Below are 25074 nucleotides of genomic sequence, written 5' to 3'. Positions count from 1 at the left end.
GATTTCCATTTCATTTGGTGTCGCTCATGGACCTCACCCGAACCCTGATCATCGGTAACTCAGGTTCCGGCAAGAGCTGGCTAGCGCAACGGCTCGCCGAGCAATTGTGCGTGCCATGGGTCGATCTCGATCAGATTCACTGGCTATCCGACGCACACAGCATCCCCCGCCCCCGCGCCGAAGCCCTGGGCATGGCGCGCATCGTCGCTGATGATCCCTGCTGGGTGATCGAAGGGGTTTATGGCTGGATCATCAGCGAACTGCTGCACCGCGCAACAGCGCTGATCTGGTTGTGCATTGAAGATGAAGCTTGCCTCGCCAATATCCGCCAGCGCGAAGTCAACGACGACGAGCGATCGATGGCGTTGCTGGAGTGGGCCGCAAGATATCGAACACGTGATGGGTCCAGTGGGTTTGTGGCGCATCAGCGGTTGCTGGATGGATTTGCCGGTTTCCGAATCCAGTTGACCACTCAGGCTGAAATCACGGACTTCCTCAGTGCGGTTCGAAACCCGCATTGATCATTCTTTCAGCGTCTTTCTCCAAATCGGAACGGGACTACAGCTCTTACAGAAGCGTCTCTTGTCAGGGCATTAGATACTCAGCGTCTATCTGGATGAGGAGCGGGTGATGCGAGTTCTCCAGTGGTTGCTGAATCGTAGGAAAGGGAACAAGAAAACTCTGGACAGTCCCGAAGTGTTCGATGAAACGACTTATCTTTTATGCTCCAAAGCCAACGCTGAACGATTACTCAAATCGCTCGAACACTTGCGAAATCGCCCGACTCACGCCCCTGACAATCATCTCCACCTCCCGCTCATCGATGGTCAACGGAGGCAGCAGGCGGATGATTTGTCCGCGTGTGACGTTGATCAGCAAGCCGTGGTCCCGGGCGGCGATCAGGCTCAGGTCGCGGATCGGTTGTTTCAGTTCGATGCCGATCATCAGGCCCTGACCGCGGATCTGCGCGACGTTCGGATGGCCCGCCAATTCTGTGCGCAATCTTTCGAGCAAATGCTCCCCTTGAAGCCGGGCATTCTCCAGCAGCCCTTGTTCTTCGACGATATCCAGCACGGTGCAACCGACGCGGCAGGCCAGCGGATTGCCGCCGAACGTGCTGCCGTGGCTGCCCGGGGTAAAGAGCTCTGCGGCCCTGCCACGGGCCAGACAGGCACCGATGGGCACGCCGTTGCCGAGGCCTTTGGCCAGGGTCATGACGTCCGGCACGATGCCTTCGTGCTGAAAGGCGAACCACTGTCCGGTACGACCGATCCCGGTCTGGATTTCGTCGAGCATCAGCAACCATGAACGCCGGTTGCACCGTTCGCGCAGCGCCTTGAGGTAACCGGGCGGCGCCAGTTGTACGCCGCTTTCGCCCTGGATCGGCTCCATCAGGATCGCCACGATCCGCGAGCCATGCGCTTGCTGCACCTGGTCGAGCGCTTGCAGGTCGCCGAACGGCACCTTGACGAAATCACCCGGCAATTTGTTGAAGCCCAGACGCACGGCCGGGCCATCACTGGCGGACAACGTGCCGAGGGTTCGACCATGGAAAGCGTTCTCCATGACCACCACCAACGGTTGCTCGATGCCTTTGTGCCATCCATGCAACCGGGCGATTTTCAGCGCCGTCTCGTTGGCCTCGGCCCCGGAATTGTTGAAGAACGCCCGGTCCATCCCTGCCAGCCGCGTCAATTTTTGCGCCAGCCGTTGTTGCCAGTCGATGCTGTAGAGGTTGGACGTATGCAGCAGCAATCCGGCTTGTTCACTGATGGCGGCAACGATTTTCGGGTGGGAATGGCCAACGTTGGTCACGGCCACACCGGCCACCGCATCCAGATACTCACGACCGGCCTGATCCCACAGGCGTGTGCCCAGGCCTTTGTTGAAACTCAGGGCCAAGGGTTGGTAAGTGCTCATCAGGCAAGCGGCGGTCATGACATCAAGCTCCAGCAAGGGTCGGTGTTTTTGCAGTATGGTTAGCCACCTGAGCTGGATAAACGCCTCAAAACTTCAATCATTTAAAAGCCGAGCTTGATAATGGATTTATTCCAGGCAATGAGTGTTTACGTGAAAGTGGTGGAAACCGGCAGCATGACCGCCGCGGCTTTTCAGTGCGAAATGTCCACGACCATGGTCGGCAATCACCTCAAGGCACTGGAACAGCGTCTGGGTGTGCGCCTGATGCACCGCACCACGCGGCGTCAGCGCCTGACCGAATTCGGTGCCGCGTATTACCAGCGTTGTCTGGAAGTGTTGGGACTGGTGGCGGATTCCGAGCGGCTTGCAGAACAGGCCCTCGACGAACCGAGCGGCATCTTGCGCATCACCGCTCCCTTGACCTTCGGCACCGAGCGGCTGGCACCGGCGCTGAGTGAGTTCAGCCTGCAAAACCCGCGGGTGAAGCTTGATGTGGTGCTGACCAACCGCCGTCCGGACCTTCTGGAGAACGGCCTGGATGTGGCGTTTCGACTCGGCGCACTGGAACCCTCAAACCTGATCGCCCGCCCGCTGATCGACTACACCCTGACCATGTGCGCCTCGCCGCAATATCTGGCCCGTCGGGGCACACCGCAAACACCTGAAGACCTGCGACAGCACGATTGTCTGTCGTTTGCCTATCCGGCCGGGGATGACTGGCAGTCGGTGCAAAAGGAATGGCGTCTGGCCGGACCTGATGGCGAAGTCAGCGTGGGAGTCAGCGGGCCGATGCTGATCAACAGTTCGGCCGGCCTGCATCAGGCGGCGCTGACGGGTATGGGCATCGTGATGATGCCCGACGCGCTGGTCGAAGAAGACCTGCGGCAAGGAAACCTGCTGGCATTGATGCCGGATTACTGCCCGCCCAGCCGTCCGATGCATCTGGTTTACCCGCAGGATCGCCACCGTTTGCCGAAATTGCGCCGTTTCGTCGAATTCGCGGTACAGAAGTGGGGCAAGCACTCCTGACGCTTACCTCCCCTCCTTCACCAGCACCGGTTTTTCCTGATAACGCTCGGGAAACAGCTGCTTGAGCTGCGCCACTTTCGGCAGGTCATTGATCACGATGTAAGGATAGGTCGGGTGCTCGGTGAGAAAGTCCTGATGCTCTTCTTCGGCCGGGTAGAAACCGTTGTAGCTTTCCAGCTTGGTCACGATCGGTTTGTTGAAGGACTTGGCCGCGTCGAGCTGGGCAATGTAGGCCTGGGCGATTTTTTGCTGCTCGGCGCTTTTGGTGAAGATGGCCGAACGGTACTGAGTCCCGGTGTCCGGCCCCTGGCGGTTGAGTTCGGTCGGGTTGTGGGCGACTGAAAAGTAGATGTGCAGCAAGGTGCCGTAACTGACCTGGCTCGGGTCGTACGTCACTTCGACAGATTCCGCATGGCCGGTATTGCCGTCGCTGACGCGCTCGTACTGCGCCGTGTCGGCTGCACCACCGGCGTAACCGGAAACCGCATTCTTCACCCCTTTGACGTGTTGAAACACCCCTTGCACGCCCCAGAAACAACCGCCGGCGAACACCGCGGTTGCGCTGCGGGCCTGAGTGACTTCATCGAGCGCTGGCGGCGCAATCACCACCGCTTCTTCGGCACCACCCAAGGAGAACGCCGAGCATGGGCCGATAACGCTAACGGTGGCCAGGGCCAGCAGCGCACGACGCCAGGTGAGCAGGTTTTTCATGTAAGCAACTCCAGAATGATTCAAAGGGCAGGCAGGCAAAAATCAGACGGTTTTGGGCACGAACTTCATCGCCAGTCCGTTCATGCAATAACGCAGGCCTGTCGGTTTCGGGCCGTCATCGAAGACATGGCCCAAATGCCCGCCGCAACGTCGGCAATGCACCTCTTCGCGGACCATGCCGAAAGTGCGGTCCTGTCGAGTGGCCACAGCCTTGTCCAGTGGCGCCCAGAAGCTCGGCCAACCGGTGCGACTGTCGAATTTGGTGGCCGAGGAAAACAGCGGCAGATCGCAACCGGCGCAGGTGAACGTACCGTCACGGTGTTCGTTGTTCAGCGGGCTGCTGTAGGCGCGCTCGGTACCTTCTTCGCGAAGGATTTCGTACTGATCGTCGCTGAGGATCGCGTGCCATTCGCTATCAGTGTGGGTCACTTCGAACGCCTCGGCCGCGTTGACCTCGCTGATCAACGCCGAGCCTGTGGATAACTTCGGCAACAGGCCGATCGCCAGGGCCGTGACCCCGAGCCCGCTGCTCGCTACAAGAAATTGCCGTCGTGAAAACATGCTTGTCTCCCAAAACCAGGGGTGTTTCATGGAACACAGCCTAGGCTTTGGGTGATCGCCAAATCCTCACGGTAAGTTAAACAATTCGTGATAACTCGGGCGGTGGAAAACCCGCACAATGCGCTCATTGCGCCGAAGGATTGAGCTGGATGGAACAGACTAAACGCGTCCTCGTGGTCGAGGACGATACGCACATCGCCGACCTCATTTGCCTGCATCTGCGTGATGAGCAATTCGAGGTGGTCCACAGTGCCGATGGCAATGAGGGCATGCGCCTGTTGCAGCAAGGCAACTGGGATGCGTTGATCCTCGACCTGATGCTGCCCGGTGTCGATGGCCTGGAAATCTGCCGCCGCGCCCGGGCCATGGCCCGCTACACGCCAATCATCATCACCAGCGCTCGCTCCAGCGAAGTGCACCGGATCCTCGGCCTCGAACTGGGTGCCGATGATTACCTGGCCAAGCCGTTTTCCATGCTGGAACTGGTGGCGCGGGTCAAAGCCCTGTTGCGCCGGGTCGATGCGATGGCGCGCAACCTGAAGATGGACGCCGGCAGCCTGAACATCGACGGCCTGGCCATCGACCCGATCACCCGCGAAGTGGCTCTGAACGGTCGGCGGCTGGACCTCACACCCCGTGAGTTCGACTTGCTGTACTTCTTCGCCCGTCAGCCCGGCAAGGTGTTCTCGCGCATGGACCTGCTCAATGCCGTGTGGGGCTACAGCCACGAAGGCTACGAGCACACGGTCAACACCCACATCAATCGCCTGCGCGCCAAGATCGAGACTGACCCGGCGCAACCGGTGCGCATCCTCACGGTATGGGGGCGTGGCTACAAATTCGCCACCGGGGAGGAACCGCAGCCATGAGGTTGACGCTCACACAGCGCCTGTCGCTGGTGTTCGCCGTGTTGTTGCTGGTGTGCTGCGGCACGTCCGCGTGGATGCAGGTGCGCTCCAACCAGATGCATGAACAGGAAGTGGTGCAAGGCTTGTCCCGCGACCTGGCGCAACACATCGCCAATGACACGGTGCTGATGGACACCCAGGGACTGATGCCCAATGCGGTGCGCGATCTGTTCAGCAAGCTGATGCAGGTCAACCCGAGTGTCGAGGTGTACCTGCTCGATACCGAAGGCAGGATTGTTGGCAGCGCCGCGCCCGAAGGGAGGATTCGGCGCGACCGGCTCGACCTGGCGCCGATCCAGCGCCTGCTGCGGGGCGATGCACTGCCGATTCTCGGTGACGATCCGCGCAGTGTGGATACCCGCAAGGTATTCAGCGCCGCGCCACTGAAGGTCGATGGCAAACCCGCCGGTTACCTCTACGTGGTCCTGCTCGGCGAAGACCACGATCGGCTGGCCGAACGCGGTGCCACCAGTGCCGCACTCAACACCGCCCTGCTGTCCATCGGTTTGGTCGCGCTGCTGTGCCTGATTGCCGGTCTCACCGCGTTTGCCCTGATCACCCGGCCGTTGCGCCGTTTGACCGAAACCGTCAGCCAGTTCGACATTGACGGCGTCCCGGTCACCCCGGCCCTGCCCGTTACCGTAGAAAAAACCGCCAGCCACGATGAAATTGCCATCCTCGACGCCACGTTCCGGCAGATGCAGGCACGCCTCGGCGAGCAGTGGCGCTCGCTGACCCGCCAGGATCAGGAGCGCCGTGAACTGGTGGCCAATATCTCCCATGACTTGCGCACGCCATTGGCCTCACTGCACGGCTATCTGGAAACCCTGTCGCTCAAGGACGCCACGCTGTCCCCCGCCGATCGCCGCCGTTATCTGGGCATTGCGCTGGATCAGAGCCGCAAGGTCGGTGGGCTGGCGCAATCACTGCTGGAGCTGGTGCGGCTGGAACATGGTTTTGTGCAGCCGGTGCTGGAGCGGTTTTCCCTGACCGATCTGGCCCAGGACATTTTCCAGAAGTTCGAGCTCACCGCCGAAGCGCGCGAGGTCGAATTGAAGGCCACCTTTGCCCCGAACGTCTCGGTGGCGTGCGCGGATCTCGGCTTGATCGAACGGGTGCTGACCAACCTGTTCGACAACGCTCTGCGCCATACCCCACAAGGTGGCGAAATCGAACTTGGCTTGCGCCCGCTAGGCTCGTTTATCGAAGTGACCGTCAGCGATACAGGACCGGGGATTGCCCCGCAATTGCGCGACGGGTTGTTCCTGCGCCCGTTCAATATCGGCGGCGCACGGCGTGATGGCGGGTTGGGTTTGCGAATCGTGCATCGCATCCTGCAATTGCACGGGCGCGAGATTCAGTTGATCGATGTGCCGGGACGCGGGGCGACGTTTCGGTTTTCGTTGCCGATTGATGAAGAGACAGCGACTGCGTTGGCGGTGCGGTCGATGAACCTCAATACACCGGGGCAGGCTTGAGAATTGGCTTGCCAGCGATTTTGATCGTTCCCACGCTCCGCGTGGGAATGCCTCAACGGACGCTCCGCGTTCGGCTCTGGCAGGGACGCGGAGCATCCCGGGCTGCATTCCCACGCAGAGCGTGGGAACGATCACATCGCGAGCAGGCTCGCTCCTACAGGGGATCGCGATTATCCAGCAAGGCAAAAAAACGACCAACCGCCCGTTGCTCCGTGACAACGCCGCCCCGGTCCAATAGATTAGGCGACCTGAAAAAGCCCCCGTGCTTTCTCGCCCCTATTCAAGCTGAAAAAAGTAGTGAAATTTCAATGTCCGATTCCAATACCGCTGAATCCGTAGTCACCTTGTCGTCCAAAGCGGAATACGAAAACTCCATCAATCTTTCACAACACGTGCCCCAGGCCAAAACCATCAGCGAGATGGTGCTGGACGCTTTCCAGTCCACCCGCGAAAGCGACCAGATCCGCGAGCTGCGCGCCGCGATCCGTCAGGCCCACGACAGCTTCGACGATGACAAGGCGTACGAACTGATGGGCCAGCTCAAGCAGCTCAAGGACGCCGAAGCCGCCGACATCGCCGCGCTCGAAGACCTGAGCAGCAAATTCCCGATCAGCCGCATCCTGTCCAGCTTCAAGGATGACCCGGCGTTCCAGGAAATTGTCTACGGCCTGGCGCTGAAAGTGCTGAACCAGACCCACCAGGCCATCAGCAACCCGAGCGGTGGCAAGAGCAAGGCTGCCAAGGCCAAGAAAGAAGTCGAAGTGTTCACCATCAGCAAGGACGGCATGAGTGTGACGCTGCCGCTGCGCACCCCGCGCTCGCGTTTGAGCGTCGACCGTGAAGCCCTGGAATTCCTCGGTTTCAGTTTTGTTGGCGAAGGCGATGAAGCCGAGCTGGAAAACGAGACATTCCTGGACAATGCCGGCAGCGAACAAGCGGTCAACCGCAAGAACATCATCACCGCCCTGCAACAGCAGACGGCGTTCGACGGCTATAGCATCACCGCTCAATAACCTGATACCCCATTATTTGTGGCGAGCGAGCTGGCTCGCGTCGGGCTGCGCAGCGGCCCCCGGAATTTGACGGCACTTACAGATTTTCGTGAGTGCAGCGCACTCAAGCACAAGCCAGCTCCATCGCCACAGTCACCTCAGCGACTCACTTAGCGCCCCGCCCTCGTGCGGGGCTTTTTATTGCCCGCGATTGCGGCGAATCCCCGATTACTCTTCCAGTATCAACGCCAGAACACCACTTCCCTTCCCCCTTCTGCACCACGGGTCCGTCTGCGGGAAGCGTCAACTCAGTTTCCAGCCCAAGACCTCAGCGGTGCGACTGCCGAGGTCATCATGAACACGCTCCCTCTCTACCGTCAGCTGGCCAATCATTATCTGGACGCGATCCGTAGCGGCACCCTGAAAACCGGCGAGCGCCTGCCTTCGATACGGCTGATGATGGAAAAACACGCCGTCAGCCTGTCGACCGCCGTGCAGGTGTGCCGGGAGCTTGAGGACTATGGCGTGCTGGAAGCGCGACCGCGCTCGGGCAATTACATTCGCCAGCCGGATACGCCAAAACAATCCGCGCCGATCACCCTGCTCCCGCCGCTGGATACCGGGGTGTATGTCGGCATCCATGAGCAAGTGTCAGCGGTGCTCAAAGCCAGTCAGCGGGCGACGATCAAGGTCAACCTGGCCAGCACCTATTGCGCACCTCAGCTCTATCCGTTGAAGACCTTGCAGGACAACATGATCAAGACTTTGCGCCAGGATCAGCACCTGCTCGACACCACCGGTTCGACCAGCGGCAACAGTACGCTGCGCAGCGTCCTTGCCCGCCGAATGCTGACCGCCAAGACCCATCTGACAGCCGAACGCATTGTCATCACCAACGGCGCCACCGAAGCGATCAACCTGGCCCTGCGTGCCGTGACCCACCCCGGTGATACCGTGGCCGTGGAATCGCCAACCTTCTACGGCTTGCTGCAAATTCTCGAAAGCCTGAACCTGCGGGTGCTCGAAGTCCCCGCTTCGCCCCATGCGGGAATTCATCTGCCGGCCCTTGAACATTTGCTGCAAGGGCCGGAGCGGATCAAGGCGCTGATCGTCATGCCCAACCTGCACAATCCGCTGGGCAGCATCATGCCCGACAGCCACAAGGCCCGACTGGTGAAACTCTGCGCCGAGCACGATACGGTGCTGATCGAGGACGACACCTACGGTGACCTGGTGGACACCGAGCAACCGCTGTCCACCCTCAAGCACTGGGACCGCAGCGACAATGTGATCTATTGCGCTTCGCTGAACAAAACCCTGGCCCCGGGCCTGCGCCTGGGCTGGATCAGTGCGGGGAAGTGGCACGACCGCGTGGAAATGCTCAAGCACACCCAGACCCGCGGCTGCGAGAAGCTGTCACAGCTGGCGGTCAGTGCGTTCATGGGCACACCTTCCTACGAGCGCTATCTGCGACGTTTGAGAAAAACCCTGACCCAACAGCGCCAGCAAATGAGCGCAGCGATCCTGCGCTACTTTCCCGAGGGTACCCGAGTGACCAATCCGCAGGGTGGCACGTTGCTGTGGGTGGAATTGCCTGTGCAGTATTCGTCCATGGCGCTTTTTCATGAAGCGCTGGACGTCGGCATCCAGATTTCACCTGGGGATATCTTTTCCAACGCCAAGCGGTTCAGGAATTTTCTGCGTATTGGCTGTGGGACGCCGTATTCGCCGCGGATCGATGAGGCACTGGGGACGTTGGGGAACCTGCTCAAACTTCAGGGCTGATCCAACCCCTGTAGGAGCACGGCTTGCCGGCGATGGCGCCCGGGAGATTGCCATCGCGAGCAAGCTTTGCTCCTACAGCCATCATGGGATAGCACGACAAAACCTGTAGGAGCACGGCTTGCCGGCGATGGCGTCAGCACATGCAACACTGCTGTGTCTGACACACCGCTATCGCGGGCAAGCCTTGCTCCTACAGGTCAGGGGTGAGCTTTAGATCGGGGTCTGGTGCAGGCTGATGATATGCGGGTCATCATTCCAGTGCGGGAAGCGCTCGGCGATCAGCGGGTCGTGGCCGGGGATGACGTGGTCTTCGCTGTCGGCCAGGCGGTCGATTTCACTGAACGCTTCAAGGCTTTGCGCCAGGTCATCGATGATCGGAAACGGGCTGCGTTGGCGAATGTTGACCCACAGATGCGCGGCATCCGACGCCAGCACAATCCAACCACGCGCAGTATTGACCCGCACCACCTGACTGCCCGGCGTGTGGCCGCCCACGGCGTGCAAGGTCACGCCGGGCATGACTTCAACCGTGCCGTTGTGCAAACGCATCCGCCCTTCGAACAGCGGTGGCAGGGCCGACATCACGTCCTCGACTTCGTAGGTTTTATTCACCGTGTGATGGGCCATTTTCGGCCCGGTGCAGAAGCGCAATTCAGCCTCCTGCAAATGCACCGTGGCTTTCGGAAACAACCCCAGATTGCCGGCATGATCCCAATGCAAATGCGTGAGGATCAGGTGCTCGACCTGCGCCGGATCGATGTCCAGTTGGCGCAGGGATTCTTCCGGCAGGCGATACATCTGGCGATTGCGGCGATCCGCCGTGGCCGGCTGGAAACAGGTGTCGACCACGATCACCTGTTGCTCGTTGCGGATGACCCAGAAGTAATAATCCAGCGGCATCGGCGCATTCGGATCGCCGCAGCAGGCGTCGTAGAGAAAATTCTCTCGGGCGGTGCGTTGGGCATTGGCGCCGACGCGGATGGCGAACACTTCGTACACAGGAACGGACATGCACACCTCCGGATTCAAGCCGCTGCTGTAGCTTTGAGGGTTGGACGGAAATCAAAGTCGATCTGCTCACTGATGCCCAGATCGCGGGCCAGTTTATGCAGGCCACTGTAGTCGCGCATGATCGTCGCGTTCTTGTTGCTCTCGCGGGTGTCGGCAATGATCAACGCCGCGTCCTCGACGCCCAATTGCGTCAGGATCGCCTCCCACATCGAGTAGTCCTGGGCGATAAAAGCACTCAGCGCCACCGACAGGTTGCGGGCGAAAAATTCCCGCTGGACTGGCTGCATATTGGCGTACATGACCTTGGCCACCTCGGCCAGCACCTTGCTGTGGGCATATTCGTCGCGGTTATGCAGTTCGGCGACGCGGCGGTTTTGTGGCTGGATGGTCTGGTCATCCGCCAGCAGGTCGAGGTAGGCATTGACGCTGATCTCGGCCACCACCGCGAACGTGATCGCCGCCAAGTCCCGTTGCCATTGCTCAGGCAGCTCTTCGCACAAGGCTTTCAGGCGCAGGTAAGTGACTGACGGTGGCAAGTCCAGATCCTGATCCAGTGCGCGGTCGAGTTTTGTTCGTTCGATAGCGCGCAGGTGCATCAGCGTGTGGTAGTGCTCGTCGATCAGCGTCTGTTGCATGGCCTCGCGAAAATGCCAGTCGTCCTTGCCCAGGTACTGATTGGCGATGACGCTCAGCGCCGGATTCACCACGTGTTCCTCGGCGGTCACGGTGCGCAGGTTGTAGCCGATCCAGCCCCAGGTCACCACGCTGCTTTTGAGTTCATCACTCAAGGCCTGGAATGCCGGGTGATGGAAAAACGGCACCATGCATTCTGGATAATCCGGGCGCGACGGATCGAACACTTCGTTGACCTGGGCTTTGTCCGGCGCACACACCGTGGCGCGTTTGGTCCAGGCCTGATTGAGCCGAACGATCAGTTGATGATCGACTTGGGCAATCTCGATTGCTGTTTGCATGACGCAATACCTGTAAGAAGCGCACCCGCGAGGGGTGCGCCTGAAGAATGAAGGGCAACGGAAAAATCAGGCCAGCCAGTAGCGGGTGAGGTTGCGCGCCGGGTCAGTGTATCGGCTGCGGGCGTGAATCATCCGCCAGTTATCCCAAATCAGCAGGCACCCGTCGGGAATCAGCACCGGGGTGTTGTGCTCGACAAAGTAGGCCTCGCCGAGCGCCGCAAACCTGGCCAGTGGCGACGTGCCGTTGGCGACCTGCGACTGCTGTAACGCTTCCTTCGAAGGGTTCACGTCGCCATAGTGAAACTGGTTGTAGCTGAAGCGAAAAATATCGCCGTCTTCGGTCGGAGTGAGGATGTACTCCCTGACCCGGGTTTGCGCCGGCTCGCCAGGCTTGGCGGTGGCGACAAACTCCACGGGCGTGTCGTCGAGCCATTCGCGCAGTTGCGGTTCGGAGCGCTCGAGGGACTTGAGAAATTCATAACCGTCCACCAGCCCCGTGTGCCCGCCACCGCAGGTGGCCTGTTTATGGCAATGCAACGCCAGATAACGGGGCGGCGGGCCATAGACCGGCGCTTCGGTGTGCGGGCCGATGCCGTTCATGCTCTGGGAGTACGGCAACGCTTCATACCCTGGTTTGCGGGTGATGGCGAAGGCGACCTGACCGTTGAACTGCGGAATGACCTGACCGAACTCGTGCAGTGTCCCTACAACATCGTGAGCAAATTCCCCGGGGGTGAGCACCGTCCAGCCCTGCGCCGACAATTGTTGATGACGATGGCCCAGTGAAACATAAGGTGTAGACGCGACTATCCCTTGATCTGACATGGCGAAGTTCCTGGCTGTTGTTCAGGCGTTGACGGTTGAGGTGTAAGCGGCGATCAAATCGCGGCAGGCATTGCCCGGTCGGTAGGACTGCTCGTCGATGCATTGCACCGGGGTGATTTCAGCGGCAGTGCCGGTGAGAAAACACTCATCGAAGGCGCCCAGGTCGCTCGGCAGGATCGTCCGTTCGACCACTTGATAATCCAGCGCCTTCGCCAGTTCGATCACGGTCTGCCGTGTAATGCCGTTGAGGAAACAGTCCGCCACCGGCGTGTGCAATGTCCGGTCCTTGACGAAAAACACATTGGCACTGGTGGCTTCAGCAACGTGCCCGCGCCAGTCGAGCATCAAGGCGTCGTGGTAGCCGTTGTTCTCAGCGTCATGCTTGCTCAACGTGGCGATCTGGTAGTGCCCGGAGGCCTTGGCTTCAAAGGGGCTGCTGTTGGGTGGCGGTCGACGCCAGATCGCGGTTTTCAAGCGAATGCCGGCCATGCGTGCCGCCGGGTCGAAATAGCTCGGCCATTGCCAGCAAGCGATCGCCACATGCACGCGATTGAAACGTGCCGAGGTGGAAATCATCTCGCTGCCACGCCACGCGACCGGTCGCAGGTAACCTTCGACCACACCGTTGCGTTGCAGCAGTTCGTGGCTCGCCGCTTCCAGCTCAGCGGGCTCAAACGGCAGGGCAAAGTCCATCAGTTGCGCCGAGCGATACAGCCGTTCGGTGTGCTCGCGCAGCTTGAAGATTTTTCCGTTGTACACGCGCTCCCCTTCATACACCGTGCTTGCATAATGCAAGCCGTGGGTCAGTACATGCAGGCGCGCTTCGGACCACTCGACAAACTCGCCATCGAGCCAGATCCATCCTTCGCGCTGATCAAACGGGATACCGCTCATGTCCTTATCTCCTGTAAATCGTCCTACGCCGTTTGCAGCAGGACCGGTATCAATTCGGGGCTTGCCTGGGCTTCGCTCTGAAAGAAAAACGCCCGCTCGCCAAACGCCGGGCGCAGGTCGTCGAACCAGGTCACGTGCGGATCGAAGTGCGCATAAAAGGTGCGCAACACCCACTGCGGATCGCGCGCCTGCAGGAACTGCAGCACGAAGACTTTTTCGCCGGCGACGGTTTCGATGCCGTTGATCAACACCTTGCCGTAGAAGGTGCTCATGGACGGCCCGCGCACGGTTCGCGCCAGTCCGGAGACCGTGCGATAGGCCGCCTGAAAAATCTCGAAGGCCCTGGCCAGCGGCATCGCGAAGTAATGGCTGGGGCCGGTGTCGCGCTCGACGAACATGTAATAGGGCACCGCACCGAGTCGTACGCCTTCGGTCCAGAGGTCCGCCCAATCGGCCGGGTTTTCGTTGATGTGGCGGATAACCGGCGCCTGCATGCGCAGCGTTGCCCCCGTGCTGCGAATGCGTTCAACGGCTTGGCGCGCGATGTCCTGACGGATTTCCACCGGGTGGTTGTAGTGCCCCATGATCGACAGGTTTTTCCCCGCAGCCACGATGCGCCGGAACAGCTCCAGCAGGTCGAGCGCATCCTTGTCGCTGACGAAGCGCTGCGGCCAATACGCCACCGATTTGGTGCCGATGCGGATGCTCTTCAGGTGTGGCAAATCCAGCAATGGCTCGATGTAACCGGCCAGCGAACGGGTGTTCATGATCATCGGGTCACCCCCGGTGATCAGCACATCGGTGACTTCGCTGTGTTGCTGCAGATAGCTCACAAGCTCCTGGGATTCACGGGCATTGAACTTGAGTTCTTCCTCGCCGATGAACTGCGCCCAACGGAAACAGAACGTACAGTAGGCGTGACAGGTCTGACCGGCACCGGGAAAAAACAGCACGGTCTCACGGTACTTGTGCTGAATGCCCGCGAGGACTTTTCCGTCGAGCGTCGCGCTGTTGTGCGTCAGTTGCCCGGCCGGGTGCGGGTTCATGCGCAACCAGATCGCTTCGATACGACGCTTGATCGCCGCGGGATCGTCCAACTCGATCAGCTGCTTGAGCGAGGCGTACTCCTCCGGCAGCAACATGTCCTTGTGCGGAAATGTCATGCGGAAAATCGGATCGTCCGGAATGTTGTCCCAATCGATCAGCGTCCCCAGTACATAGTCGTTGGTGCGAAATGGCATGACCCGCGCCACGACGCTCATGGCTTCCTGCAATGCCGGGGTCAACCTGTCCCAATAGGGCGTGTCGCGAATGGTGCGTGCGTTATAGGGTTTGTATCTTTCCTGCTCCAACATTCCTTGCATGGCAGCGCTCCTGGTGTTTGCCCTGACGATTGCTACACGACGGCCGGCGCTTTGCGCTCCAGGTCCATCCATGCGCGAACGCTGTCGCGATCCCACTGACGACGGACATACGCCGCCAATCGCGCAGGCACCTCGTCACCGTTGGCGACCAGGCGGTTGAGCATGATTGCCAGGTCGGTGTCGGCGATGCTCCAGTCACCGAACAGATGCTCGGCCCCCTCCTCCAGCAAACGGTCGGCCACGAACAACAGGCGCTCGGCAGCGGCCCGGGCTTCGTCGGACAGCGGCGTGTCTTTCTTGCCGAAATACACCAGGTCAAACGGACGCTCTTTGCGTACCACCAGCAGATCACTGCGCAGCCAGGCCTGCAGCTGACGGGCACGGGCACGCTGCTTGATGTCTTTTGGGTAAATGCTTTTTGAACCTGGAGCGAGTTCTTCCAGATATTCGGCAATGGCCGAAGATTCCGACAGCGCAAAACCTTCGTGAACCAGCAGCGGAATTTTGCAGGTCAGCGAAAGATCACGATAATGATCCTGGTAATTATCACGGGCTTTCAAATCCACCGTCACCAGATCAAATGAAAGTTGTTTTTCCTTTAACGCCACATAAGCCGACATTGCAAAAGCACTGACATAATCCGCGCCGAGATACAGTTTTAAGCTGGTACTTTCCATGGAACGCTCCCTTGCACTAAACACATTAATCCGTTGCATTTGAAGCGATCGTAGTAAGTTGATTAAGCGCTGAACAGATACAGAAATTATCTGTTTCTATCGATACAGAAATTCGTGGCGTGTTATTCGCCAGCAAGCATTTTTGGGGTACGCAAAAACGAAAAAGGGAGTCAGCGTAGGCGGACTCCCTGGTGTGCAGCAGACGGGAAATTACAGCTGGCGGGGGATCAGGCCAACGTGGTCGGCATGGTTGGACAACAACGCCATCTGCGGCATGTTGCTGAGGTTGAGCATGGTCAGCGGCTCGATGGCGCTGGAGTTGACGAAGCCATGCTGCGTCCAGGCGGGCACCAGCAATACATCGCCTGGGCCAACGTCTACCTGCTCGGCCTCGCCCAGCGACAACGCGCCGCTGCCGGACTGGATGATGAACAGATGCCACCAGGCATGGCAATGGCCGTCGAGCGTTGACCCCGGCACCAGCCATTGCATGGAGACCGCCATGCCGGGTGTCAATTGGCAACCGTCGATATGACTTTCGTGGGCCAGCGCAACAATATCGATGTCACTGGCTTCAAGCGCCTGACGCATATCGGCAAGTTCGGCACCTTTCCATACCCGGGGTTTTATCGGTTGCCGATCCAGACTCTGGCGAAAGTCCTTATATGAAAAAAACGCACCCTGAACGTTATTCATTTTTCCGTTTCCAACTTATTCTGCCGAATGGAGTCAACCGACCTTAGGCGAACATTTCAACAGTGTAAAGTCGAACAACTTCACTTATAACGCCGATGGTCTCAACGCCACGATCATATCAACTTCAATCGCTGCATTTTTTGGCAACTGATAAACACCGACCGTGGTGCGTGTATGTTTACCGGCATCACCCAGCACGTGGCTGAAGACATCCGACGCACCATTGGCGACATCGCTGAGATCGACGAAATCCTCCGTGCACCTCACATATACCGTTACCCGAATCAGCGACTTGATCTTGTCCAGCGAGCCAATGGCATCAACGATCAAAGCCAATCCGCGGATCGCACTGATGCTCGCGGCCGCTTGCGCATCCGCCATGTCGAGGTCGCGCCCGACCCGCCCCGTGTAGTGCATTTTGCCGTTCATGCGCGGCACCAGACCGCTGATATACAGTTCGTCGTGGTGACGAATCAACGGCGCGTAATGACCGCCAACGGTGTTCTCGCCGTAGATGTCATAGTCGAATTCCCGCGCCAGAGCGATGAAGCGCTCATCACAGGTCATGTGTTGAATCATTTACTGAACCCTCTTGATCAATACTGCATGAAACATCGATCGCTACCACTTGCCCCACGCCTCACCCCACTGCCCTGGCCGGTGCTGCCAGAGGGGTGATCCCGACCTTTGTTTCAATGGCCTCGGCCAGACGCGACAGGTCCAGGCTGAGCTGCTCGTACCGCTCGTTGAACAACACGATGTGGCCGATGAACGAGAAGTTGTCCTTCACCAATGCGCTCACTGAATCACCGATGCGCTTGCTCAGCACGGCTTCCACCAGCTCGATATTCAGCGCCCGGGCGAGGGCCTGGACGTCCGGAACATCGCGCAGCAGGCCACTGGTGTTCGCTCTCAACAGGCGGATGCCGCAGTAGCCGCGCGCGACTGGATCATGGCTATCGACCTGACCTTCCACCGCCCAGCGAACCCAGCGCTCCCACGGGTCGAAGTCGATGAACGCCTTACGCGCCAGATCCCAGATATGCATGCCGCCGGGGCGCATGTTGGTTTCCACGGCCGAGGTGCGGTGGTTGGCCCTGTGGAAAACTTCGTTGTGCCAGGCTCCGTTGTCCTGCGACACCAGCCCAGCCATGTGGCGGCCGGCGGCCATCAGCCGAGCCTGGGCATCGGCCGCCAGCGGCGCAGGCACCACTTGTTGGATCTCGGCACGGTAGGCACCATCGGTGGTGGTTTTTTCGGTGATCCAGGTACTTCCGGCGACATAGTCCCAGCTGTACTCCCGAGCGTTCTGGATCAGCTCTTCGAGCACGATGCCACCCTCGCGATAGGGCTTGAGGGCCTGCCAGGCTTCGTCGCATTCGGACGGATGCCGGATAACCCGGCAGCCTCGGCTGGCGCCTTCGCAGGCGGGTTTGATGAAAGCTTTGCCGCCCAGCTCAATCACCCGCTGGCGCAGCTCCGGCAGGCTTTCGATACGGGTCGAAACGATCGGCCGATAGTCCTCGGGTGCCACCGTGGCGCAGGCTTCGAGCTGGCGGAAAATCTGTTTGTCCAACCCCGCCCGTGCCTCGGCCGGGGTAATGCCCGGCAGGCCGAAATGGTCGGCCAGCGCCGCACCGAGCAGCACGCCGCGATCGGAAAACGGCAGGACGCCGATCAGCTTCCAGCGATCTGCATTCAGGCAACCGACTACCAGTTCAAGCGAGGCCGACACGTCTTTCTCGGCCAGCGATGTAGTGCAAACGTGATCAGCGACCTGTTCGTCCTGGGGCTGGATCTGCTCGACCAGCAGGATCAGCCTCGCGTTGTACAGCGACTTGCACAAATCGCGCAGCTTCTGGATATCGTGAACCCGACTGCCGTTGTACCCCACCACTACTACGCACGAAGTCGTATTCATAAAACCCCCGACTTGCAAAGTGAAAACCGAAACGGCGATGACTCAGTCATGCAGCGACGCGATTGATTTACGGTTGAGCCCGTACCAGACCATGATCCCGGCGGCGCCAATGGCGGCCAGCACCAACGCGTTGTACGGCGGTGGCATGACCCGCATGATCAACACGGTCAGACCCGCACCGACGCCCAGCGACACTTCCTTGACGAACATGTTGTTCTGCTTGACCGAGAAGTAATCGAGATGACTGAACGCGCATTCGGCGATGGACAGCAACGCCACCCAGACCAGTGCGCCGGCCAGGGTTTCGACGTGGAATGCGGCAGGCGAAGACAGCACCGCAAAACCGCCGACGATGATGGCGATCACCGTCAGCACCTTGAAACGCCCGGTGCTCTCGATCAGTTTCATGACCGGTACTTGCGCGAACACCACCACGGCGCTGTTGAGGATCAGCATCAAGCCGTACCAGGTCGGCAGTTCGCCGGTCTTGAGCAGGATTGCTTGCGGCAGGATCGAGAACACCCCAAACAACTTGATGCCCATGATGATGCCGGCGATGACCCACGGCAGTTTGTTACCCCAACCGCTACCGTCCTTGCTGGCCGGGCGAGACACCGCGGCTTCGGTGGTAAAGGTGGCGCCCATGGCGATGGGCAGGCACAACAGGACGAACGCGGCGGCGCCGAAGAAAAACATGCCCGGGGTCAACAGTGGCGACAGCAGGATCAGACCCGCCAACAGGCTGCCCATGTTCATGGCCACGCGGTTGTAGGCTGCACCCTCTTTGGTCTGTGCCGCTTCGCTCTTGATCAGGTAACCGGCAATCGCGATACCGTAGGCAAACAACGCCGCGGCAAACATGACAACGCCCTGGTTGCTGGTGACCGCCAGCAGCACCAGGCCGGCGGCGGCGCACAGCAACGTAACGCTCAAGGAACGGCGACCGAGCACCAGCAAGGTCAGCGGCAACAGCAGCAACAAGGCCCGATAGCCGAGGGCCAGAATGCTGTTGGTGGCGGTATCGAGCCAGACGTTGGCCTTGCCCAGCACCGCGAACAACGCCACGGCCGTGATGATTCGAATGGTGAACAACCGCAGGTTGATCACCGGTTTCGCCACGACGGCGGTTGTTTCTACACTCATGCAGCACCTCTTGAACCTGGTTGACTGAACGACCGGCAAAAGGTCGACAATCCATAAACACTCCAAAGCGATAGTAGAAAGAGATGCTTGTCTTGATCAGAGCAAGTTCGTATAGAATCAAACGAACTTTACTGCCGGAGAGACCAGTAAAATGCAGGCTCAGCGCGCAGTGATCGCCGCCATCGAGTTCCAGCAGGGTGTGCCGCTGGTGCAGCAGATCGTCGATCAATTGACCGTAGCAATCAGCCAGGGCGGCCTGCCCCACGGCTCCAGGCTGCCCCCGATTCGCGAACTCTCAGACTTGATGCACGTGGGCAAATCCACGGTGGTCGACGCACTGGACCGCTTGCGAGCCAAGGGCCTGGTGGTTTCACGCCAGGGCTCGGGGCACTACGTGCACCGTTCCAGCAGCACCCTCCCGGCTAACGCCGGGCCGGACCTGCTGCCTCAGGACACCCTCAGCGTGGTCCGCCGCGCCGTGCTGCTGGACAATGGCGCACTGCGCCCGGGGGCGGGTTTTCTGCCCTCCTCGTGGCTGCCTGCCGAAGAACTGCTCAAAGCCGTACGCGGCACACTACGCGCCACCACCCTGCGCATGGGTGAATACGGTAACGCCAGCGGTTACCTGCCACTGCGTCAGGCCCTGCGGGTGAAGATGGCGACCCTGGGCATCGAGGCGCCGGTAGAGCAGATCATCACCACCGCCAACACCGTCCAGGCCATCGACATGCTGATGCGCCTGCTGGTCAAACCCGGCGACACGGTGCTGCTCGACGATCCGTGTTATTTCACGATGCACACCAATCTGGCCTGGCACGGGGCGAAGGTCATCACCATTCGCCGCGAATGCGACGGCATGGACCTGGACGCCTTGGAGCAACTGCTGATAGCCCACCGTCCCGTGCTCTACATGACCAACAACGCGCTGCACAACCCGACCGGGCATTCGTTCACCTCGGCGCAGGTTTATCGCTTGCTGGAGTTGAGTCACCGCTACAACTTCCACATCCTCGAAGACGACTTGTACTGCGACATGCAGCAACGCCGAACCCCTCGCCTGGCTGCGAGCGGGCTGGACAATGTGTCTTACGTCTCCGGGTTCTCCAAGACCCTGACCGCCAACAGCCGCGTCAGCTTCGCGGTGCTCTCCCCGCAACTGGCGGCGCGGATGGTGACCCTGAAAATGGCCTGCGGCGGCATGACCTCGGAAATGGCCGAGCAGATCATTTGCACCATGCTCAGCGATGGCAGCTATGCCAAACACATGCGCCGCACCGTGGACCGGCTCTATGAATCGAACAGCCGGGTGGCAGCGTGGCTGGCTGAAGCCGGGTGTTCGGTGTCGTCCCTGCCGGGAGAAGGGTTGTACATCTGGACGCGATTGCCAGAGGGATACAAAGCCGAATGCCTGGCCAGAAAGGGCCTGGAAATAGACCTGGTACTGGCACCGGGGACCTTGCTCAGCAAAGCGGCGGACGCCAATCAGTTCCTGCGATTCAACGTGGCGCACAGTGATCACGTGCAAGTGCGGGAGCGGTTTTTCCGGTTGTTGGATAACTCGCAAAAATAACCGACCAAACCTTGTGCGGGCTTGCCCGCGACAGCGATGTCTGAGCTGGCACTCATCGTCAATGGGCCAGTGTGGCTCCTGTTGGAGCAGCCTTCGGCTGCGCCAGGGGATGTCGTGGCAAAGATGGCTGGCGACATGAGGTCTCCCGTCACCCATCCTCCCCCAGTAACCTCGCGATATTTCAGCATCGTGCCTAGACTTCGTTCTCCACATTGGAGACGGCCCCCATGTCCTCAAGTTTGCACCGGCTTTCGCCCACCCTGACTGTCATCGATCAACGCCGGTTGCAAGTGGCGACTGTGGCCTATCACCGAGTGAAGTCGGACGACCCCTTCCAGTCGCGCACTGAGCGGCAGGCTTACGATGCTGCGGGTAGACTCTGCGCGCAATGGGACGCGCGTTTATGGGCGCAGGGCGGTGAGTCCGGATGGCCAAACCAGAGCAAGACCTACAGCCTGTCCGGGCAAGTGCTGAGCCTCGAAAGCGTAGATGCCGGCTGGCGCGCCAGTCTTTTCGGCGCTGGCGCCAAGGAACTGGAAAGTTGGGATGGACGGGGCACGTGCCGGCAAACTGCTTATGATCCTCAACTGCGCCCGGTCACTGTGCACGAGCACTTGGCGGGCGACGTCCCGGCATGCGTCGAGCGCTTCACTTATGGAATTGCGGCAGACACCGGCAACCGTTGCGGCCGGCTGACCCGTCATGACGACCCTGCCGGAACCAAGGTATTCGTCGACTTTGATGTGTTGGGGCAAGTGGTTGCGCAGACCCAGCAGTTTCTAAAAGACCTGATCCCACCCAACTGGCCCGCCTTGCTGCCAGAGCGCGCCGAGTTACTGGAGGTGGGAGCGCCGTACCTCACGCGATGGCGCTACGCCGCATCGGGCGAGATTCTCAGCCAAACCGATGCAGTGGGTAACGAGCGCCTTACCCATTACAACGTTGCAGGTCAGTTGGCACACGCCAGCCTGATTCCCGACGGAGAAGCCGAACAGGTGGTGGTGAACGCTATCAATTACAACGCAGCAGGCCAGATGGAATTCCAAAGGGCGGGTAACCAGGTCACCACCGAGGCGACCTATACGGCGGACAGCGGTCGCCTTCTGCGCTTGAATACATCCCGGCCAGACAAGGTGCTTCAAGACCTGCACTTCGTTCAGGACCCGGTGGGTAATGTATTGAGCATTGAAGATCGCGCGCAGCCGACCCAATGGTTTGACGCTCAACAGATCGACCCCGTAAGCACTTACCGCTACGACACGCTGAACCAGCTGATTGAGGCAACGGGCCGGGAAAGCGTGCTCGCCGCGATCCAGCCGGGCTTGCCCGAACTGGTGGTGCCGGGGACAGGCGACGCAAGCCGGCTGCGCAACTACAAACAGCTGTATACCTATGACGCCGCCGGGAACCTGCTGACCCTCAAACATGGGAATGCACCGCTGCGGACAATGAAGGTGGCGCTACGCAGTAACCGCAGCCTGTACATAGCCGACCCTGTGAATCCGCCGGACCTGGACAGGGGCTTTGACGCGAACGGCAATATGCTGTGGCTGGATGGAGCACAGGCCATGGCGTGGGACGCGCGCAATCAGTTGCAGCGCGTTACCCAAGTAGTGCGCAGCAGCAGCGCCAATGATGACGAAGTGTATATCTACCATGGCGACGGCCAGCGTGGCCGCAAAGTGAGCGTCAAGCAGGCGAAGGCCGTCGAACATGTGGCGCAGGTCCTGTACCTGCCAGGGTTGGAGATCCGCCGCAACACGGCCACGGGCGAGGAACTGCACGTGATGACCGTACAGGCAGGACGCAGCCGAATGAGACATCTGCACTGGCGGGCAAACGGTCGCAGGGCGTTGCCTGAAGCGCAGTCGCGCTACAACATCGACGATCACTTGGGAAGCTGTGCGCTGGAGCTTGATGAGCAAGGCGAAGTGATCAACCATGAAGGTTATTACCCCTTTGGCGGCAGCGCGTGGTGGGCGGCAAAAAGCCAGACCCATGCCAATGGCAAGACGATCCGTTATTCCGGCAAGGAACGCGATGCGACAGGGCTTTATTACTATGGCTTGCGTTACTACGCACCTTGGCTCAATCGCTGGATCAATCCGGATCCAGCGGGGGATGTTGATGGGCTGAATGTGTATCGGATGGTCAGGAACAATCCGCTGCGGTTTCGGGATGGGGATGGGAGGAATCCCGATGAGTTCGTGGAATATCTTGATGACTTTCCCGGCGCACAAGCGCCCGGTTATCAGCAAGACCCACACACATTCAGGCGTCGAGACCTGAGTGTAGAAAACGCCGTTTTACGTCAGCAAGAAGTCGAACGCGAGTTCACTCACCGAATGGAGGGGAAACACACCATTTATTCATCTTATAAGCAGCAAAGCGGCATGTATCGCTTCGAGAACGAGTTTTTACCGGGCCGATGGAGACTGATGGAAAACTATCGCGCTCCAGGCACGCAGATCAATGCCACTGACGTGACATTCGAGCAATACAGAAAAATCTCAACGAAGAACGGCTTCTTTGGGGTCTTACCGAAGGTCATTGTGCGTTGGGACGTCAAGGATGAATTCGTCGCCGCTATAGAGGGGAACAGTGAAAGGATGCTGGCGCGTTTTCTGTCCAGCAAAAATAATGGACGGTCTACCCAAAGAATTATGGATGCGTTTGGTCTTCGTGCGACCGGTATCGAGATAGTGAAGAGCCGGGATACCGAAAGAGGGGTAGACGTCAATGCTATCGCTATAAGTGTCGAGCCTATTCCTCATCATCTGAGGCGGTCCATGGAAACCTTGACCAAAGAAACCGAACGAGACTTGCGCCGCAGGAGCCGAAACCCGGTATCCCGGGTCGCCCACAGCGCCTGGCGAACCTTTAAACGTACCGTCCTGCGTACTCCCCCCTATCATGCCTTGAGGTAACCGGCCTCCAACAAAAAGCCCCGCTCTTCTCTCGAAGGCGGGGCTTTTCGCTACAGCATCTGAATCTTAAGGCGCGTACGTCAGCAACAGCTCTGCCGGCACTTTGAAGTCCAGGGACATCATCACGCTCAAGGCGGTAATGGTGAAGATCGAGAACACGAACAGCTTGCGTGCCCAGACCGTGTCATCCACTGCCTTGTAGCCGGTCCAGGCCATGTACAGCCAGTACATGCCCATGGCGGCGGCGACGGCGAGGTAGCTCATGCCGGCGTAGCCGCTGAAGGTCAGCATCAAGGTCGCCACGAGGAAGGCCAGGATGTAGAGCAGGATGTGCTTCTTGGCCACTTCGATCCCGCGCTTCACGGGCAGCACCGGAATCGATGCGGCCAGGTAATCGTTGAAGCGGAAGATCGCGATGGCGTAGGAATGCGGCATCTGCCACAGGCTGAACATCACCAGCAGGGTCAGCGCGGCCATGTCGAAGGTGTTGCTCACCGCGACGTAGCCGATCACCGGCGGCATGGCGCCCGACAGACTGCCCACCAGCGTGCCGTGAACCGACTTGCGCTTGAGGTACAGGCTGTAGAAGCCGACGTAGATCACGAAGCCGATGACGGCGAACAGAGCGGCCAACGGGTTGGCCACCTTGTACAACAACACAACGCCGAGAACACCCAGGACGGTCGCATAGATCAGGGCCAGTTTCAGGGAGATGAGGCCCTGGACCAGCACCCGGTTCTTGGTGCGTTCCATCTTGATGTCGATGTCGCGGTCGATGCAGTTGTTGAAGACGCAACCGGAGGCGACGACCAGGGACGTGCCGATCATGGCTGCCAGAAACACGGCCAGATCGACATGCCCTTTCGAGGCCAGGAAGAACCCGCCTGCCACAGAAAGCACGTTACCGAAAATGATCCCCGGTTTGGTGATTTGGATAAAGTGCTTGAGCGACATCGGGTCTACCTCACTTCGCCATCATGTACGTGTGGATGCTGAACATGATCCACAGCGACAGGCCAACCAGCAGCACGATTACAATCGCCGTGAAGACGAAGGCGATCACGTTGTTACGCTGCGCGATGGAACGGTCCAGGTGCAGGAAGTAATACAGGTGAACGATCACCTGGATCACTGCGAACAGCAGAACGATTGCCAGCGTGGTGGCCTTCGGCAGGCTCGGGTACATCACCAGACCGAACGGGATGACGGTCAGGATCACCGACAGGATGAAGCCGATGGCGTACGACTTGACGCTGCCGTGGCCAGCATCATGGCTGTCATGGGAGTGTGCATTAGCCATTACAGGGTCCCCATCAGGTAGACAACGGTGAAGACGCAGATCCAGACCACGTCCAGGAAGTGCCAGAACAGGCTCAGGCAGCTCAGGCGAGTCTTGTTGGTCGACGTCAGGCCCTTTTTCTGCACCTGATACATCATGATCGCCATCCAGATCAAACCGGCGGAGACGTGCAGACCGTGAGTACCGACCAGGGTAAAGAACGCGGACAGGAAGCCTGAACGGCTAGGGCCGTAGCCTTCGGAGATCAAGATGTGGAACTCGTTGATCTCCATCGCGATAAAGCCTGCACCCAACAGGAAGGTCAGGCCCAGCCAGGTCAGTACCGCCTTCTTGTTGCCCTTGTACAACGCCAGCATGGCGAAGCCGTAGGTGATCGAACTGAACAACA

24 protein-coding genes are annotated in these 25074 nt (G+C 59.5%); 8 read left to right on the top strand and 16 right to left on the bottom strand.

The window, feature by feature from the left end; all coding sequences use genetic code 11:
• The first annotated feature begins 26 nt into the window (after positions 1-26).
• Positions 27-521, top strand: a complete 495-nt coding sequence (locus D8U18_RS11935; protein WP_131107678.1) for an adenylate kinase — start codon at positions 27-29, stop codon at positions 519-521.
• 226 nt (positions 522-747) lie between these two features.
• On the opposite strand, the gene D8U18_RS11930 is transcribed toward D8U18_RS11935, so the two are convergent.
• Positions 748-1938, bottom strand: a complete 1191-nt coding sequence (locus D8U18_RS11930) for an aspartate aminotransferase family protein (RefSeq protein ID WP_130905213.1) — start codon at positions 1936-1938, stop codon at positions 748-750.
• 102 nt (positions 1939-2040) lie between these two features.
• Between D8U18_RS11930 and D8U18_RS11925 the strand changes: the two genes are divergently transcribed.
• Positions 2041-2949: a LysR family transcriptional regulator gene (locus D8U18_RS11925; protein ID WP_056855124.1), complete on the top strand. Its 909-nt coding sequence runs from the start codon at positions 2041-2043 to the stop codon at positions 2947-2949.
• Between the two features lie 3 nt (positions 2950-2952).
• Here D8U18_RS11925 and msrA read toward each other — a convergent pair whose 3' ends face one another.
• Complete coding sequence (msrA, locus tag D8U18_RS11920; protein WP_056855123.1) at positions 2953-3660, bottom strand: peptide-methionine (S)-S-oxide reductase MsrA; 708 nt, start codon at positions 3658-3660, stop codon at positions 2953-2955.
• Between the two features lie 42 nt (positions 3661-3702).
• Entirely contained in the window at positions 3703-4221 is a 519-nt protein-coding gene (msrB, locus tag D8U18_RS11915; protein WP_131107677.1) for a peptide-methionine (R)-S-oxide reductase MsrB, read from the bottom strand.
• Positions 4222-4370: 149 nt separating this feature from the next.
• On the opposite strand from msrB, the gene D8U18_RS11910 reads away from it, so the two are divergent.
• The 4 genes from D8U18_RS11910 (at position 4371) to D8U18_RS11895 (ending at position 9384) form a co-directional block, all read left to right on the top strand.
• On the top strand, positions 4371-5090 hold the full coding sequence (locus D8U18_RS11910; protein WP_056855121.1) for a response regulator transcription factor: 720 nt from the start codon (positions 4371-4373) through the stop codon (positions 5088-5090).
• Positions 5087-6607, top strand: a complete 1521-nt coding sequence (locus tag D8U18_RS11905) for an ATP-binding protein (RefSeq protein WP_131107676.1) — start codon at positions 5087-5089, stop codon at positions 6605-6607. Before D8U18_RS11910 ends, D8U18_RS11905 begins: the two co-directional genes overlap by 4 nt.
• 308 nt (positions 6608-6915) lie before the next feature.
• Positions 6916-7620, top strand: a complete 705-nt coding sequence (locus tag D8U18_RS11900; RefSeq protein ID WP_056855119.1) for a hypothetical protein — start codon at positions 6916-6918, stop codon at positions 7618-7620.
• A 333-nt stretch (positions 7621-7953) separates the two neighbouring features.
• Positions 7954-9384 (top strand): PLP-dependent aminotransferase family protein, encoded by a 1431-nt coding sequence (locus D8U18_RS11895; protein ID WP_131107675.1) that lies wholly within the window; start codon positions 7954-7956, stop codon positions 9382-9384.
• Positions 9385-9594: 210 nt separating this feature from the next.
• Here D8U18_RS11895 and D8U18_RS11890 read toward each other — a convergent pair whose 3' ends face one another.
• The 10 genes from D8U18_RS11890 to D8U18_RS11845 form a co-directional block, all read right to left on the bottom strand.
• Complete coding sequence (locus tag D8U18_RS11890; RefSeq protein WP_056855117.1) at positions 9595-10395, bottom strand: N-acyl homoserine lactonase family protein; 801 nt, start codon at positions 10393-10395, stop codon at positions 9595-9597.
• Positions 10396-10409: 14 nt separating this feature from the next.
• The gene (locus D8U18_RS11885) at positions 10410-11369 is read right to left on the bottom strand and encodes a diiron oxygenase (RefSeq protein WP_131107674.1); all 960 of its coding nucleotides are present in this window, start codon (positions 11367-11369) and stop codon (positions 10410-10412) included.
• A gap of 66 nt (positions 11370-11435) precedes the next feature.
• Positions 11436-12194 carry a TauD/TfdA family dioxygenase gene (locus tag D8U18_RS11880; RefSeq protein ID WP_130930960.1) on the bottom strand — a complete coding sequence of 253 codons (759 nt, stop codon included), beginning with the start codon at positions 12192-12194 and terminating at the stop codon, positions 11436-11438.
• 21 nt (positions 12195-12215) lie between these two features.
• On the bottom strand, positions 12216-13088 hold the full coding sequence (locus D8U18_RS11875) for a branched-chain amino acid aminotransferase (RefSeq protein WP_130905205.1): 873 nt from the start codon (positions 13086-13088) through the stop codon (positions 12216-12218).
• A 23-nt stretch (positions 13089-13111) separates the two neighbouring features.
• Positions 13112-14452 carry a 4Fe-4S cluster-binding domain-containing protein gene (locus tag D8U18_RS11870; RefSeq protein ID WP_131107673.1) on the bottom strand — a complete coding sequence of 447 codons (1341 nt, stop codon included), beginning with the start codon at positions 14450-14452 and terminating at the stop codon, positions 13112-13114.
• Positions 14453-14484: 32 nt separating this feature from the next.
• The gene (gene yfcF, locus D8U18_RS11865; RefSeq protein WP_056855112.1) at positions 14485-15129 is read right to left on the bottom strand and encodes a glutathione transferase; all 645 of its coding nucleotides are present in this window, start codon (positions 15127-15129) and stop codon (positions 14485-14487) included.
• A 210-nt stretch (positions 15130-15339) separates the two neighbouring features.
• Positions 15340-15825, bottom strand: coding sequence for a cupin domain-containing protein (locus D8U18_RS11860; RefSeq protein ID WP_130905203.1), 486 nt, complete (start codon positions 15823-15825; stop codon positions 15340-15342).
• A gap of 84 nt (positions 15826-15909) precedes the next feature.
• Positions 15910-16404 (bottom strand): RidA family protein, encoded by a 495-nt coding sequence (locus D8U18_RS11855; protein ID WP_056855110.1) that lies wholly within the window; start codon positions 16402-16404, stop codon positions 15910-15912.
• A 61-nt stretch (positions 16405-16465) separates the two neighbouring features.
• On the bottom strand, positions 16466-17746 hold the full coding sequence (locus tag D8U18_RS11850) for a biotin carboxylase (protein ID WP_131107672.1): 1281 nt from the start codon (positions 17744-17746) through the stop codon (positions 16466-16468).
• Between the two features lie 42 nt (positions 17747-17788).
• Positions 17789-18889, bottom strand: a complete 1101-nt coding sequence (locus D8U18_RS11845; RefSeq protein WP_056855108.1) for a hypothetical protein — start codon at positions 18887-18889, stop codon at positions 17789-17791.
• 151 nt (positions 18890-19040) lie between these two features.
• Between D8U18_RS11845 and D8U18_RS11840 the strand changes: the two genes are divergently transcribed.
• Positions 19041-20459, top strand: coding sequence for a PLP-dependent aminotransferase family protein (locus tag D8U18_RS11840; RefSeq protein ID WP_131107671.1), 1419 nt, complete (start codon positions 19041-19043; stop codon positions 20457-20459).
• A gap of 227 nt (positions 20460-20686) precedes the next feature.
• The gene (locus D8U18_RS11835; RefSeq protein ID WP_131107670.1) at positions 20687-23386 is read left to right on the top strand and encodes an RHS repeat-associated core domain-containing protein; all 2700 of its coding nucleotides are present in this window, start codon (positions 20687-20689) and stop codon (positions 23384-23386) included.
• 66 nt (positions 23387-23452) lie between these two features.
• Here D8U18_RS11835 and cyoE read toward each other — a convergent pair whose 3' ends face one another.
• The 3 genes from cyoE to D8U18_RS11820 all read right to left on the bottom strand — a co-directional run.
• The gene (cyoE, locus tag D8U18_RS11830; RefSeq protein ID WP_131107669.1) at positions 23453-24340 is read right to left on the bottom strand and encodes a heme o synthase; all 888 of its coding nucleotides are present in this window, start codon (positions 24338-24340) and stop codon (positions 23453-23455) included.
• Positions 24341-24350: 10 nt separating this feature from the next.
• Positions 24351-24686, bottom strand: a complete 336-nt coding sequence (gene cyoD, locus D8U18_RS11825; protein WP_007916940.1) for a cytochrome o ubiquinol oxidase subunit IV — start codon at positions 24684-24686, stop codon at positions 24351-24353.
• Positions 24686-25074, bottom strand: a 389-nt coding sequence (locus D8U18_RS11820) for a cytochrome c oxidase subunit 3 (protein WP_177435013.1), incomplete at its 5' end; no start/stop codon positions are given. The genes cyoD and D8U18_RS11820, both read right to left, overlap by 1 nt.

This window comes from Pseudomonas sp. Sample_10, assembly GCF_004321495.1.
GTDB lineage: Bacteria > Pseudomonadota > Gammaproteobacteria > Pseudomonadales > Pseudomonadaceae > Aquipseudomonas.
Note: the sequence above shows the minus strand (reverse complement) of the source record. Positions and strands in the feature narration are given on the sequence as shown.